This is a genomic window from Streptomyces sp. S6, assembly GCF_054880855.1.
In genome coordinates this window covers 1-1,003 of record NZ_JBTYMC010000679.1, presented here as the reverse complement: position 1 = coordinate 1,003, position 1,003 = coordinate 1, and the positions used below count along the sequence as shown (strand labels likewise).

General features: G+C 75.6%; 2 protein-coding genes. One reads left to right on the top strand and one right to left on the bottom strand.

What is annotated here, in order from left to right:
• On the top strand, positions 1-282 hold a 282-nt coding region (locus tag ACVNF4_RS36390; protein ID WP_461807086.1), incomplete at its 5' end, for an alpha-hydroxy-acid oxidizing protein.
• A 6-nt stretch (positions 283-288) separates the two neighbouring features.
• Here the strand turns inward: ACVNF4_RS36390 and ACVNF4_RS36385 are convergent.
• The coding region (locus tag ACVNF4_RS36385) for an RICIN domain-containing protein (RefSeq protein WP_461807085.1) at positions 289-1,003 on the bottom strand (715 nt) is incomplete at its 5' end.

Below are 1,003 nucleotides of genomic sequence, written 5' to 3'. Positions count from 1 at the left end.
GACGCGCTGCCCCGGGTCGCGCGGGCGGTCGGCGACCGGCTGACGGTCCTGTTCGACAGCGGCGTGCGCACCGGCGCCGACGTCTTCAAGGCCCTCGCCCTCGGCGCGCGTGCGGTGCTCCTGGGCCGCCCGTACGCCTACGGCCTCGGCCTGGACGGACAGCCCGGTGTCGAGCACGTGATCCGTTGTCTCCTCGCGGAGTTCGACCTCACCCTCGCCCTGTCGGGCCACACCCGCCCGGACACCGTCGGCGCGGGCGACCTCGTGGAGGACCCGGTGTGAAGAGGCTCAGGCAGGCCGCGGGGAGGGGCTCTCCGCGCCGTTGCCGGAGAGCGAACTCGGGGTCTCCCGGGGCGCGTCCGTCAGCCAGCGCTGGGCCGCCGAACCGTCGCGCGCCTTCACGGCGATGTCCGCACCGGGCTCCTTGCCGACGGCCGCCAGCGGGAGCCGGTCGTCCCAGCGGGGCAGCAGCTCACCCTGGACGGTGAGGTCGTACCGGACGTCGTCGGCGCGCGGACTTCCCTTGTCCGCACAGACGTTGGCGATGACGACCCCGGCGTCCGCCCGCGAGTCCACGCACAGCTTCGGCTCGGCGACGTTGCGCAAGAGGCCGTCGTCCTCGTAGGACCACTGCTGGCTCCAGTTCGAGGAACACACCTCAAGGACCAGCGCGGTACCGGCACGGGCGCCGACGGGGAGTTCCACGCACAGGTCGGCGTCCGCGTTGCGCAGCCGGGTCTGGCGGGGCCCGCCGGGCAGGTCGACGCGGCCCTGAGCCCCCGGGGACGGGGTGGGTGCCAAGGAGTCGGTGCCGGGGAGGGTGCCGCCGCCGCTGACAGTGGAGGCGGCCGGGTCCGAACCGCCGTCCGTCCACATCCCGGAGGCGAGGAACGTCGTCAGCACCCCGGCGGACGCGACCCCCACCCCGGCGATCAGCGCCCGCGGCGTACGCCCCTTGCCGACCCGGCGCACGGCCCGCCGGGCCCCCCGCGCACCCCGGCTC